The sequence below is a fragment of the Euzebya sp. genome (assembly GCF_964222135.1).
In the GTDB taxonomy this organism is placed as follows: domain Bacteria; phylum Actinomycetota; class Nitriliruptoria; order Euzebyales; family Euzebyaceae; genus Euzebya.
In genome coordinates this window covers 42,978-54,322 of record NZ_CAXQBR010000073.1, presented here as the reverse complement: position 1 = coordinate 54,322, position 11,345 = coordinate 42,978, and the positions used below count along the sequence as shown (strand labels likewise).

Below are 11,345 nucleotides of genomic sequence, written 5' to 3'. Positions count from 1 at the left end.
GCGGTTGCGGGGTGGACGGCCTGGTGTGTTCGCGATGCGCCCGTGGGGCGATGGCGGTCGAGGGGTGGACGGCCTGGTGTTCGCTATGCGCCCGTGGGGCGATGGCGGTCGCGGGGTGGACGGCCTGGTGTTCGCGATGCGCCCGTGGGGCGATGGCGGTTGCGGGGTGGACGGCCTGGTGTTCGCTATGCGCCCGTGGGGCGATGGCGGTCGCGGGGTGGACCGCCGGGCGCTCGCGGATGCGAGCCGGCGCGCTAGCTGACGAAGTCCTTCTCGCGCGCCTCGGCCTTGGCCCTCTTCGCGGCGCGCTTCTCCTCGAAGCGGGTCGCCATCGCGTCGAGCCCGCTGAGGAACCCGGCCAGCTCCTCGCGGCGCTTCTCCGCGGACTCGTCCAGCCCCTCCATCTCGAAGATGCCCCACTTGCGGAGGATCGGCCAGATCACGTCGTCGTGGTGGACGCGGAGGTCGTAGATCCCCGCCTTCGCGATCTCGATGGCCATCCGGTTGAAGTCGGGCATGCCCGCACCGGGCATCTGGAAGCCCATGACCTCGTCGGCGACCGCCTCGACGACCGCGTTCGGGTCGACGTGCTTCGCGGACTCCATCATGTCCCGGTAGAAGATCATGTGGAGGTTCTCGTCCTTCGAGATCCGCTCCATGATCCGGTCCGCCACCGGGTCGCCCGAGTACCGGCCGGTGTTGCGGTGGCTGATCCGCGTCGCCAGCTCCTGGAAGGACACGTACGCCATCCCGCGCAGGGCGTTCTTGTCCTCCTTGTCGTAGCCCTCCTCCATCACCGCCATGCGCCCGTCCTCGAGCTTGACGGGGTCCTCGTTCCGGGTCAGCACCAGGTAGTCGCGCAGGACGATGGAATGCCGTCCCTCCTCCGCGGTCCAGCGGTGGACCCACGTCATCCACGCCGAGTCCTTCTTGCCGAACATGTCGTAGATCTCGCGGTGGTAGCTCGGCAGGTTGTCCTCGGTCATCAGGTTGACGAAGAAGGCCGTGCGGGCGACGCCGGAGAGGGTCGGCTGGTCAGGCGTCCACGGCTCGGCCTGGAAGTCCCGCCCGTCGCCGTAGGGGACGTAGTCGTGGGGGTACCACGTCTCGGTCATCTTGAGGTGTCGCTCGAGGAACGCCTCGGCCTGTGGTTCCAGCTCGGCGAGCAGTTCGGCATCGGACAGTCGCTGGGCCATGGGGGATCCTCTTTCGGCGGTGTCGGCAGAACCTACGCTGGCGTAGGTTACGCGACCGTAGGTTAGTGGAACCGGCCGGGGATGTCATCGACCGGGTGATCACCGATCAGCCGGGCAGGACGGCATCGAGCCACCGCTCGGGTGCCACCCGGGTCCCGCCGTGCGCCTGCTGCCAGGAGTCGAGCACGATCATCGCGCCCGTCGCGGCCGGGATGATCCACTGGACCACCCGGAGGATCCGCTGGGCGCGAGCCACGTCGTCGGGCGTGTCGTCGATCGGCTGGACGGCGGTCGCGACCGGCACGTCGCCGGCCCCGGACACCGTCCGCCCCGACCGTCCGCTCTCCGCGGTCGCCGCGAGCGCACCGACCAGGAGGGCGCCCCGGGCCAGGGCCACCCCGGCCTGGGCGCCGCGCGCCGTCCCGCTCCGCCGGGTCAGGGCGACCCCGCCGACGAGGTGGGACCCGACCGCCACCGGGACGATGGCGGCCCAGCGGAACCAGCCCGCGTTCGCCACGCGCGCGCGCTGCGTCGGGTCGTCGACCTCGCGGGAGGCGCCGTTCAGCGCGACCGCCCCCATGTAGGCCCCGCCGAACCACGCCGCGAGGCCGATGTCGTGCGCCGCCCGCGGGACCCACGAGGGGACGACCGGGCTGCGGCGGGCGGGGGAGCGGGCGGAGCGGAGGAGGTGTCGCACCCCGTCACCCTTCCCCGCCCGGCGCCCGCTGACCACCGCGGCCGCCCCGCCTCGAGGATGCGTCGCGGAGGGGCCGGCGGGGAAGCGCTGGGGGGATGCCCACGATCCCCCAGCACATCGAGGACGCCGGCGGTCCGACCGGGGAGCGGCCGAGCCGCCTGCGCCGGATCGTCCGCTGGGCCCTGAGCCTGGCCCACGCCGGTGTGCTGTACCTCGGCCACCGGGTCCCCCTGTTCCGCCGCGGACGGCGGCTGGTCGAGCCGCCGGCGCCGCCGGACCTCGAGCGCGACGTCGTCGACGGCCCCAGCCGGGTGCTGCGCGCCAGCGCAGGCGTCGGGCCGCTGTACCACCGCCGCTACCGCATCGCGTTCACCGACAGCCACCTCCAGCCGGAGGAGGTCATGGCGCGGATCCGCGACGACCTCAACTGCGCGGTGCCGGCGCAGATGGCCCGGTTCGAGTCACCCGATCCCGCCGAGCGCGGCCCGATGCCCGTGGAGGTGGGTCGCGAGTACGTCGTCCACCTCCCCGGCCCCTGGAACGGCCCGGTCCGGGTCGTCGAGGCCGACGACTCGTCGTTCACCCTGGTGACGCTCGAGGGGCACGTCGAAGCCGGCCAGATCACCTTCCGGGTGCTGCCGCACGAGCGGTACGACTGGGTCGTCTTCGAGATCGAGTCGTTCGCGCGGTGCGCGAGCCGCCTCTTCGACCTGCTCTACCACCGCCTGCCCCTCGCCAGCGAGGCCCAGCTCCACATGTGGGCGTCGTTCTGCGAGCGGGTCGTCGACCTGGCCGGCGGCGTGGTCATGACCAGCGTCGAGGTGGACACCCACACCTACGAGGTCGACGCCCCCACCGGCGGGGACCCGGGTGAGCGGTACCGGACCACCGGCAGCGTGTCGCCCCGTGCCCGGCGCGCCCTCGACCAGATCCACGACCTGCCCCTCAACTTCGACCTCGAGGGACCGCCCCCGAGCGCCGAGACGGGCTGGCAGATCGACGACTGGTGCCAGCCGCTGCCGGCGGAACCCCCCGGCGAGCCGGTCGCGGGCGGCGCCTTCGAGGTGTGCCGGCAGCTGATGGCCGACTACGAGTTCGCCGATCCCGCGATCGTGCGGGCGATCTACCACGCGGACCAGCCCCTCGAGGACCGCGACATGCTCCTCGAAGCCAGGTTCTACGGGCTGCGGTTCCTCCTCGCCCTCCGCGTCGGCGGGGTCCGCGACGAGACCACCGAGGTGGACGGCCGTCGGGTGCAGATCTGGGGGTGGAACTACCGGACGCTGCAGGGCCACCTCGAGACCGGGCAGATGGACTACGAGGTGTGGAAGTGGCTCGACACCGGCGCGGTCGAGTTCCGCATCCACGCCTTCAGCCGGCCCGCCCACATCGCCAACCCGATCGTGCGACTCGGCATGGCCCTGTTCGGTCGCACCATGCAGCGGCGCTTCGCCCGCCACGCCCTGTCGCGCATGGCGGCGCTCGTCGACGAGTGCCTCGCGGAGGCCGCGCGCGGGGAGGACCACCAGCCCGAGATGCTGACCCGGGTGCGGGTCCGCACCGCCGAGGAGGCCGGGGTCGAGCTGCGCTCGGCCTGACATGGCAGCGTATGGGGATGGCCGAGACCCTCTTCACCAAGATCATCGACGGCGAGCTGCCGGGGCGGTTCGTCTGGGAGGACGACGTCTGCGTCGCGTTCCTCACCATCAACCCGCTCACCCCCGGGCACACCCTGGTCGTGCCGCGTGAGCCCGTCGACCACTGGATCGACGCGTCCGCCGAGCTGCGCAGCCACCTCTTCGACGTGGCGCACACGATCTCGCGGGCCATCGACGCCGCCTTCGACCACGAGCGCGTCGGCCTGGCCATCGCGGGGCTCGAGGTCCCGCACCTCCACAGCCACGTGGCCGGGATCGACTCCATCGAGGACCTGAACTTCGCGAACGCCGATCCCGATCCGGGGGATGAGTCGCTGGCCGCCGCCGCGACGGCGCTCCGCAACGCCCTCCGCGAGCAGGGCGCCGACGGGGTGAGCGACCGGGGCTGACGCCGGCACCGTCCGATCGGACCCGGGACTGCCCTTGCACATCAAGTGAGGGCAACCTTAGCTTACCGCCATGGATGGTGGAGGAGCGCTGATCACCGACTGGTCCGCCGAGGCCGCAAGCATCGCCGCGGGGCTGTCCCCCGGGTGCCGCGCGGAGGTGGTCGACGAGCGGGCGGTGTCCGCCGACGAGGCGTGGGTCGTCTTGCGCGTGGACGGTCGCGAGTGGGTCATCGGGCTCCGCCGCGGCGGCGATGAGCGTCCCGAGCTGCTGTACCTGCACGCCGGCGACGTCGCGCGGACCGCGGGGCCCGTGCGATGACGCCGCAGTTCCTGCCGGCGACCGTGCTCACGCTGGCCAGCCACGGCCGGCAGCTCCGGCTGCACCTGGACGTGGTCGGCGCGCCACCGTGCGAGCTGGACCTCGAGGTCCCCGCAGCCGCCGGGCACGCGCTCGCCCACATCCACGCGCTGCACGGGCACACGACCGGGTGCCGCGGTCAGGTGGACGTCCACGTCGACCTGCTGCTGCGCTGCTGCCGCCTGCTCGGGGGCGGCCAGCCGCGGCTGCTGGTGCGCGGGGGGACGGCGCCGGCCTTCTGGCTCGAGGTCACCACGCCCGCCGGCGAGCAGGCGCACGTCGACGTCGGCACGCTCGACGCGGTGGTCCTCCTCGCGTCGCGGCGCGTCCCCGTCGGCGTGCAGGTGGGTGCCGAGCCGGTCGATGCCGGGCAGGTGGAGTCCGAGGACTGGGATGCAGCGCTGCGGCGGCTGCTCGACGACGGGTGAGGGACGGGTTGTCAGCTGATACCCCCTATGGGTATGGTTGGTGGCATGACGACCGAGACCATCGCCGTGCCCGAGATCCACTGCGACCACTGCAAGTCCTCCATCGAGGGTGCGTTGCGCCCCCTCGACGGGGTGGCCGACGCCGAGGTCGACATCGCCGCTGCCACGGTGCGGGTGCGCTTCGACGACGCCACCACCTCTCGTGACGCGATCGTGCAGGCGATCGAGGCGCAGGGCTACGAGGTCCCAGCAGATCAGGTGCCGGGAGCCGGGTCGTGAGCGACACCTCCACGCGGAGTCCGGCTGCCGCCGACCTCGAGTTCGACGTCGAGGGCATGACCTGCGGGTCCTGCGCGGCGCGCGTCCAGCGCGTGCTGGGCCGCCAGGACGGTGTCGCCGACGCCCGCGTCAACTACGCCACGGGGCTCGCGCACGTCAGCGTCGAGCCGTCCGCCGACGTGGACCCCGAGGCGCTGGCCGCCGCGGTGGCCGCGATCGGCTACGGGCTCGTGCCGCACCGCCGCGCCGAGGAGCGCCGCGCCGCCCAGCAGGCCGAGCAGCGCCGCTGGGGCCGCCGCCTGGTCCTCGGCGCCCCGGTCGCGCTGCTGTTCGGCGTGATCATGCTGACCGGCATGCCGCACTGGTTCGAGCGGTGGGCGGCCCCCCTCCTCGCCACGGCGGTCCTGTTCGGCATCGGCTGGCCGTTCCTGGCCGAAGCCGCCCGCCGCGCGCGTGCCCGCACGGCGAACATGGACACCCTCATCGCGCTCGGCACGCTGTCCGCCTGGGGGTTCTCCGCGGTCGAGTGGGCCGCCGAGGGCATGACCGTCTACTGGGAGGCGGTCGTCTTCATCATCGTGTTCCTGGTCGCCGGGCGGTACGCCGAGGCCCGGGCCAAGGCCCGTGCCGGCGAGGCGCTCCAAGCCCTCCTCGAGCTGGGGGCGAAGGAGGCGCGGCTGGTGACCGCCGAGGGTGAGGAGCGGATGGTCGACGTCGACGCCCTCGCCGTCGGCGACCTCGTCCGCGTCCGCCCGGGGGAGACCATCCCCGTCGACGGGAAGGTCGTGGCCGGGAGCTCCGCGGTCGACGAGTCCATGCTGACCGGGGAGAGCGTCCCGGTCGAGAAGGCCGTCGGCTCCGACGTCACCGGCGCGACGACGAACGCCGGGGGGGCGCTGACGGTCCGCGTGACGGCCGTCGGCAGCCACACGGCGCTGGCGCAGATCGCCGCCCTGGTGGAGCGGGCCCAGGACGGCAAGGGACAGGCCCAACGCCTGGCCGACCGGGTGTCCGCGGTGTTCGTGCCCACGGTGATCGTCGTGGCCCTCGTCACCCTCACCGCCTGGCTGCTCGCCACCGGCGACGCGGCCGCGGCCGTCACCGCCGCGGTCAGCGTGCTGATCATCGCCTGCCCCTGCGCGCTCGGCCTGGCGACGCCCGTCGCCCTGATGGCCGGCACGGGCCGCGCGGCCCAGCTCGGGATCGTGATCAAGGGCGTCGAGGCCCTCGAGCAGGTCCGCGACGTCGACGTCGTCGTCTTCGACAAGACCGGCACCCTGACCCGCGGGGAGATGGCAGTCGTCGACGTCGCGGCAGCCGACGGCGTGGACCGCGACACGGCCCTGGCGGTCGCCGGGCTGGTCGAGGCCGACTCCGAGCACCCGATCGCCCGCGCCGTCGTGGCCGCGGCGGCTGCGGCAGCGCCTGCGGGGGAGGTGGAGGGGACATGGCCGGCCGGTGCGACCGCCGAGGGGTTCCGCGCGGTGGCAGGCCACGGCGTGACGGCCAGCGTCGGCGGCGTCGACGCGTTCGTCGGCAGCCGGCGGATGATGGTCGAGGGCGACCAGGCGCTGCCCACCGGCCTCGCGTCCCGCGCGGCCGAGATCGAGTCCGACGGCGCCACCGCGGTGCTGGTCGCCTGGGACGGCGAGGTCCGCGGGGTGATCGGCGTGGCCGACACCCTGAAGGACGACGCCGCCGACGTGGTGGCCGACCTCAAGGCCGTCGGCGTGGAGGTGGCCCTGCTCACCGGCGACAACGACCGCACGGCCCGGGCGGTCGCCGCCTCGGTCGGCATCGAGCGGGTCCTCAGCGAGGTGCTGCCGTCTGACAAGCAGGCCGAGATCGAGCGCCTGCAGGCCGAGGGCCTGACCGTCGCGATGGTCGGCGACGGCGTGAACGACGCGCCCGCGCTGACCCAGGCCGACCTCGGCATCGCGATGGGCACCGGGACGGACGTCGCGATCCAGGCGTCGGAGCTGACCCTCATCCGCGGCGACCTCCGCAGCGTCCCGACGGCCATGCGGCTGGCCAGGGCGACCGAGCGGACCATCCGCCAGAACCTCGGCTGGGCGTTCGGCTACAACACCCTCGCTATCCCCGTCGCCGCGATCGGACTCCTCAACCCCGCCATCGCGGGCGCCGCCATGGCGTTCTCCTCGGTGTCGGTCGTGCTGAACAGCCTGCGGCTCCGGAGGTTCGGCCGTGGCTGAGGACACGCCCACCGAGCCGGGGTACGTCGCCAACGACGACCGGGACGCCCTCCTCAAGCGGATCAAGCGGATCGAGGGGCAGGTCCGCGGCATCCACCGCATGGTCGACGAGGAGACCTACTGCATCGACGTCCTCACCCAGGTGACCGCGGTCAAGCGCGCCCTCGAGAAGGTGAGCCTCCTGCTCGTCGAGGACCACCTCCGCGGGTGCGTGCTCGACGCCGCGCGGTCGGGCGACGACGAGTCGGCCGAGGCACACCTCGACGAGGCCACCGCGGCCATCGCACGGCTGCTCAAGGCCTGAACCTCAAGGCCTGAACCTGAAGGCCTGAGCCAGGCGGTCGGGGTGGGGTCGGGGGGTCCCTGACGGGGGTGCCCCCTACACCTCGGGGCGGACGGCAACATCACCCCGTCGGCTGACGCCACGGGGAGGTGCGCTGCCTAGGTTCGGCCTCGACAGCTGAGCCTGTCGCACCGCCCCGACCGGCGCCGCCGGGGTGGTCCCCCGCTCCCCGCCGTCCGCCGTGGCGGCCGCTCCTCGATGGAGGACCTCGTCGTGCCCCGACCCCCGTCACCCCGCCCACCCCTCCGCCCGCTCGGCCGTCCCCGCGCCGGCCTCACCGGCACCCTCGCGCGCCGCTCCGCCACCCACCCGTGGGTGACCGTCGGCGCCTGGGTGGTGCTGCTCGCCCTGGCGATCGTCTCCGCCGCCGGCCTCGGCGACGTGCTGACCCAGGACGGCGAGCTGCTCGTCGAGACCGACGCCCAGCGCGCCGACGACCTGATCGAGACCGCCTTCGCCGGCGCGGACGAACCCGCCACCGAGTTCGTGGTCGTCGAGTCCGCCGCACCCGGCATCACCGCCGACCCGGCCCTCGCCACCCTCGCCGCGGAGCTCCAGGCCCTCGACGACGTCGACACCGTCGTCGGACCCCACCTCGGCGCACCGCAGATGGCCTCCGCCGACGACACGACCGCCCTGCTGCAGGTCACCTACGTCGACGCCGACCCCGACGCGGTCGACCGCCGGGCGGAGGCGCTCGTCGAGCTCCTCGCAGACCACGACGGCGCGCTCGCGGTCTCCGCCATCGGCGAGGGATCGGTCACCCACGAGTTCAACGAGCTCGCCGAGTCGAACCTCCGCCAGGCCGAGCTGTTCGGCCTGCCCGCCGCCCTGGTGATCCTCGTGCTCGTCTTCGGCGCGGTGGCCGCGGCGTTCGTCCCGATCGTGCTCGCGATCGTCGCGATCGCGGGGGCCGTCGGGTTGACCGCGCTGGTCGGGCAGGTCACCGACCTGTCCTTCTTCGTGGTCAACATGATCACGATGATCGGCCTGGCCGTCGGCATCGACTACACCCTGTTCGTCGTCCAGCGCTACCGCGAGGAGCGCGCCGCCGGCCGTGAGACGATCGACGCGATCGGCGTCGCCGGCGCCACCGCCAGCCGCGCGGTCCTGTTCAGCGGCGTCACCGTGGTCATCGCCCTGCTCGGCATGCTCCTGGTGCCCGACACGATCATGCGCAGCCTCGGGATCGGGGCGATCCTCGTCGTCGCCGCCGCGGTCGCCGCGGGGCTGACCCTGCTGCCGGCCGTGCTGGCGCTGATGGGGGACAAGGTCGACGCGCTCCGCCTGCCGTGGGTGCGGCGACGCGCCGGTGCCGTCGACCACCGCTTCTGGAACCGGGTCACCGCCGTCGTCACCGCCCGACCGGTGGTGTCGATGCTGGTCGCCGGCGGCCTGCTGGTCGCCCTTGCCGTGCCGTACGCCACGATCGAGCTCGGCCAGAACGGCATCGCGTCGCTGCCCGAGGGCTCGTCGGCCCGCCACGCCTTCGAGGTGATGAACGCCGAGTTCTCCGGCGGCGCGGTGGAGACCCCCATCGTCGTCACCGGGGACGACGTGGCCGACCCGGCCGTGCAGGGCGCGGTCGAGGACCTCGTGGCCCGGCTCGAGGCCGACGAGATCTTCGGCGACGTGACCGTGAGCCCCTCACCCGGTGGGGAGCTGCTCCTGGTCGAGGCCGCCACCCTCATCGACCCCGCGACGACCGAGGGGATGGACCACATCCGCGAGCTGCGCGACGAGACGATCCCCGCGGTGTTCGCCGGCGTGCCGGCGGAGGCGCTGATCACCGGCCAGGCCGCGTGGACCCTCGACTACAACGAGGTCGTGACGGGCCGGACCCCGTGGGTGTTCGCCTTCGTGCTCGGCCTGAGCTTCCTGCTGCTGCTGGTCGCGTTCCGCTCCGTCGTCGTGCCGCTGAAGGCCATCGTGATGAACCTGCTCAGCGTCGGCGCCGCCTACGGCCTGCTGGTCGGCGTGTTCCAGCACGGCTGGGGTGCGGAGCTGCTCGGCTTCCAGCAGGTCGACGTGATCGAGACGTGGATCCCGGTGTTCCTCTTCGCGGTCCTGTTCGGGCTGTCGATGGACTACCACGTGTTCCTGCTCAGCCGGATCAAGGAGCGCTTCGACGTCACCCGCGACAACTCCGCGTCGGTCGCCTTCGGGCTGGGCGCGACCGGGGCGATCATCACCGGCGCCGCCCTGATCATGGTCGCGGTCTTCGCCGGGTTCGCCGCCGGGGACCTGGTGATGATGCAGCAGATGGGCTTCGGCCTCGGCGTCGCGGTGATCCTGGACGCCACCATCGTCCGGTCGGTGCTGGTGCCCGCCACGATGGAGCTGCTCGGCGACCGCAACTGGTACTTCCCGGCGTGGCTCGAGTGGGTCCCCCGCATCAACGTCGAGGGCCACGTCGACCCCGTCGAGATCGACCTGACCGAGGAGCCGGCCCCGGTGGTGGTCTGACCCCTCGCTCGCCACGCCCCCGGTCACCTCGTGGTGGACGGGGGCGTCGTGGTGGTCGGGGCGTCGTGGTGGTCGGGGGCGGTGGGCACCACCGGAATCTCAGATCTGAGCTTCAGCTCCGTGGGCGCACGTGCGGCGAAGATCTGAGCCCTGGGGCACGGTCACCTCGCCGCAGATCTGAGCCTCGGCTCCGTCGGCACGCCCAGTGCTCAGATCTGGGTTCACCGCCCCGCGCGCGCCCCCGCCATTGTTATCCACAGCTCCGTGGAAGTCGTCCGCGTCCGCGCCCGCAGATCGACCAGGGTGAGGGCATGGACGACCACCTCCACGGCGCCACGACGACAGATCGGCTCAACGCGGCCGGTATCGGGCACCACGCGATCCGCGCGCGCATCGAGCGGGAGGAGCTCCTGCGGGTCCAGCGTCGGCTCTTCGTGCACGCGGCGGCTCGTGCGACGGTCGAGCAGCGGGCCGCCATCGGGCTGCTGGCCGTCAAGGGACGGGGGGTGGTGACCGGTGCAACGGTGCTCACGTGGCGGGGGCTCAACCCTCCGCGGCGGGCGGTCATCGACATCACCGTCCCCGAGGGCAGCTGGGTCACCGAGGTCGACGGTGTGGACTTCCGCCGCTCGAGCCACCTCGACCGGATGTCGGTCACCAGCCACGAGGACCTGCCGTGCGCGCCGTTGGACTGGGCGATCGGCGATGCGTGCCGTGACCTCACCGACCGCCAGGTCGCCCGGGTGGTGTGCGCGGCGATCGGCGCCGGCCTCACCACCCTGCAGCGGTTGGCCGCTCACCTCCTCCTCCGCCCCCGGTTCACGGGCAGCGCCAGGCTCCGGCGCGTGCTCGCCCAACTCGAGGACGACGTGTCGTTCTCGGGGACCGAGGCCGCGGTGGCCCGGGTGCTCCGGGCGAACGGGTACCCGGCCCTGCTCAACCACCCGGTGCCCGAGGATGACCCGGTCCGCCTCGGCGACATCGTCCTGCTCGACGACCGGTTCAACCTCGAGGTGGACGGTCCGTCCCACTGGCTGCCGGAGAAGGCTGCGCGTGACCGTCGTGACGATGCGGCGCTCCGCGACCGGGGCATCACCGTCGAGCGGATCACGGTGTACGACGTGGACGCGGACCCGGGCGCGGCTGTCGCGCTGACCCGTTCGGCCCTTGCGCGCAGTCGCCGCCGGGCGAGCTGAACCTCAGATCTGAGCGGGGGCTCCGCTGACGGAGCTGAAGCTCAGATCTGCGCACACGCTCGCCCGAGCCGAACCTCAGATCTGAGCCGTGACGTCGCCGGCGAAGCTGAAGCTCAGATCTG

At 73.0% G+C, this 11,345-nt stretch carries 11 protein-coding genes and 1 pseudogene; 10 read left to right on the top strand and 2 right to left on the bottom strand.

From position 1 onward, the window contains the following. Window positions 1-262 (top strand): annotated as a pseudogene (locus ACEQ2X_RS16030) (hypothetical protein); the annotation flags it as partial. Here ACEQ2X_RS16030 and ACEQ2X_RS16025 read toward each other — a convergent pair. Continuing rightward, on the bottom strand, window positions 255-1,196 hold the full coding sequence (locus ACEQ2X_RS16025) for an acyl-ACP desaturase (protein WP_370326836.1): 942 nt from the start codon (window positions 1,194-1,196) through the stop codon (window positions 255-257). The pseudogene ACEQ2X_RS16030 and the gene ACEQ2X_RS16025 sit on opposite strands and share 8 nt — an antisense overlap. Window positions 1,197-1,302: 106 nt before the next feature. Further along, window positions 1,303-1,893, bottom strand: a complete 591-nt coding sequence (locus tag ACEQ2X_RS16020) for a hypothetical protein (RefSeq protein WP_370326835.1) — start codon at window positions 1,891-1,893, stop codon at window positions 1,303-1,305. 95 nt (window positions 1,894-1,988) lie between these two features. Here ACEQ2X_RS16020 and ACEQ2X_RS16015 point away from each other — a divergent pair, with 95 nt between their 5' ends. The 9 genes from ACEQ2X_RS16015 (at window position 1,989) to ACEQ2X_RS15975 (ending at window position 11,223) form a co-directional block, all read left to right on the top strand. Next, window positions 1,989-3,491, top strand: a complete 1,503-nt coding sequence (locus ACEQ2X_RS16015) for a DUF1990 family protein (RefSeq protein WP_370326834.1) — start codon at window positions 1,989-1,991, stop codon at window positions 3,489-3,491. Window positions 3,492-3,508: 17 nt separating this feature from the next. Further along, complete coding sequence (locus ACEQ2X_RS16010; RefSeq protein ID WP_370326833.1) at window positions 3,509-3,940, top strand: HIT family protein; 432 nt, start codon at window positions 3,509-3,511, stop codon at window positions 3,938-3,940. Window positions 3,941-4,010: 70 nt separating this feature from the next. Continuing rightward, window positions 4,011-4,259, top strand: a complete 249-nt coding sequence (locus ACEQ2X_RS16005) for a hypothetical protein (RefSeq protein WP_370326832.1) — start codon at window positions 4,011-4,013, stop codon at window positions 4,257-4,259. Further along, entirely contained in the window at window positions 4,256-4,726 is a 471-nt protein-coding gene (locus ACEQ2X_RS16000; protein ID WP_370326831.1) for a hypothetical protein, read from the top strand. Before ACEQ2X_RS16005 ends, ACEQ2X_RS16000 begins: the two co-directional genes overlap by 4 nt. A gap of 45 nt (window positions 4,727-4,771) precedes the next feature. Beyond that, entirely contained in the window at window positions 4,772-5,005 is a 234-nt protein-coding gene (locus ACEQ2X_RS15995; RefSeq protein WP_370326830.1) for a heavy-metal-associated domain-containing protein, read from the top strand. Beyond that, window positions 5,002-7,218: a heavy metal translocating P-type ATPase gene (locus tag ACEQ2X_RS15990; RefSeq protein ID WP_370326829.1), complete on the top strand. Its 2,217-nt coding sequence runs from the start codon at window positions 5,002-5,004 to the stop codon at window positions 7,216-7,218. The genes ACEQ2X_RS15995 and ACEQ2X_RS15990 overlap by 4 nt, the downstream gene beginning before the upstream one ends. Further along, window positions 7,211-7,522: a metal-sensitive transcriptional regulator gene (locus tag ACEQ2X_RS15985; protein ID WP_370326828.1), complete on the top strand. Its 312-nt coding sequence runs from the start codon at window positions 7,211-7,213 to the stop codon at window positions 7,520-7,522. The genes ACEQ2X_RS15990 and ACEQ2X_RS15985 overlap by 8 nt, the downstream gene beginning before the upstream one ends. Before the next feature lie 252 nt (window positions 7,523-7,774). Further along, entirely contained in the window at window positions 7,775-10,027 is a 2,253-nt protein-coding gene (locus ACEQ2X_RS15980) for an MMPL family transporter (RefSeq protein WP_370326827.1), read from the top strand. Between the two features lie 311 nt (window positions 10,028-10,338). Then, complete coding sequence (locus ACEQ2X_RS15975) at window positions 10,339-11,223, top strand: hypothetical protein (protein ID WP_370326826.1); 885 nt, start codon at window positions 10,339-10,341, stop codon at window positions 11,221-11,223. The last annotated feature ends 122 nt before the right edge of the window (window positions 11,224-11,345 follow it).

Coding starts and splice junctions, on each gene's coding strand:
- ACEQ2X_RS16025 (WP_370326836.1), bottom strand. CDS start 1,196: ATGGCCCAGCGACTGTCCGATGCCGAACTGCTCGCCGAGCTGGAACCA.
- ACEQ2X_RS16015 (WP_370326834.1), top strand. CDS start 1,989: ATGCCCACGATCCCCCAGCACATCGAGGACGCCGGCGGTCCGACCGGG.
- ACEQ2X_RS16010 (WP_370326833.1), top strand. CDS start 3,509: ATGGCCGAGACCCTCTTCACCAAGATCATCGACGGCGAGCTGCCGGGG.
- ACEQ2X_RS16005 (WP_370326832.1), top strand. CDS start 4,011: ATGGATGGTGGAGGAGCGCTGATCACCGACTGGTCCGCCGAGGCCGCA.
- ACEQ2X_RS16000 (WP_370326831.1), top strand. CDS start 4,256: ATGACGCCGCAGTTCCTGCCGGCGACCGTGCTCACGCTGGCCAGCCAC.
- ACEQ2X_RS15995 (WP_370326830.1), top strand. CDS start 4,772: ATGACGACCGAGACCATCGCCGTGCCCGAGATCCACTGCGACCACTGC.
- ACEQ2X_RS15975 (WP_370326826.1), top strand. CDS start 10,339: ATGGACGACCACCTCCACGGCGCCACGACGACAGATCGGCTCAACGCG.